The sequence below is a fragment of the Chlorogloeopsis fritschii PCC 6912 genome (genome assembly GCF_000317285.1).
Taxonomy (GTDB): domain Bacteria; phylum Cyanobacteriota; class Cyanobacteriia; order Cyanobacteriales; family Nostocaceae; genus Chlorogloeopsis; species Chlorogloeopsis fritschii.
On the sequence record NZ_AJLN01000155.1, the window covers coordinates 1 to 745 of the forward strand.

Annotated in this window: 1 protein-coding gene; it reads left to right on the top strand. The window is 40.4% G+C overall.

Going from position 1 to position 745, the window contains the following annotated elements:
• Positions 1 to 161: 161 nt before the first annotated feature.
• A partial coding sequence (locus tag UYC_RS0134855) for a hypothetical protein (protein WP_026087669.1) occupies positions 162 to 745 on the top strand: 584 nt, incomplete at its 3' end.

Sequence of the window (745 nt, forward strand, 5' to 3'; positions counted from 1 at the left end):
ACACATAACTTCATGTATTGATCCCACTTAATCCCACAAAACCCCCCTCGTGTTTTTTTGTGGTTTTTAGGAATATCAGATTGTACTCAATAACGAACAAAAAACCTTGCACAACTCAATCACTACAAATAACAATGACTGACTTGGTTTAAAAAACTCAAATGCTTAAAAAAGCTTTCACAAGATTAACTCACCATTCATTACTATGTCTGCTCGTAGTAGTCGGCATCAATGTCGAAGCCCAAGCCCAAACCGTCAACAACTCTGTCAGTTCCCAATCTCAACCCAATCAAGAACAAACTCTTGATAACCAGCAACGCAACTCCGCCGCCATTAATCAAACAGGAGTATATAACATTGGTGAATCAGCGACATATAAAATTCAAGGCGTCGCAGGAATCCAAGTTGTTTGCCCCCGCCCATCCTTAATCTTAGGAACTTCCTTTAACTCCTTTGATGGGATTAGCTTCTCAGAAAATGCTTCTTATGGTTTAAATGCCGCTTTTGTAATTCCTCTGGGTGGAAGACTAGAGAGTACCTGCAAAAGCATGGCAGAAACGATCGCTCGTAAGACTCAATATGATTTAGAAATTATCAATGCTCGTGCTTGTGCTGAACTAATCAGTGCTGGCATTCAATTAACCCCCGAAAGCTTCCCAACTATATATGGAGTCTGCAAAGGGGTTACTATAACCAGAAATAATACAAATGAACCTAAAGAGTCTACGAGGTTCCAGCCTCAAGC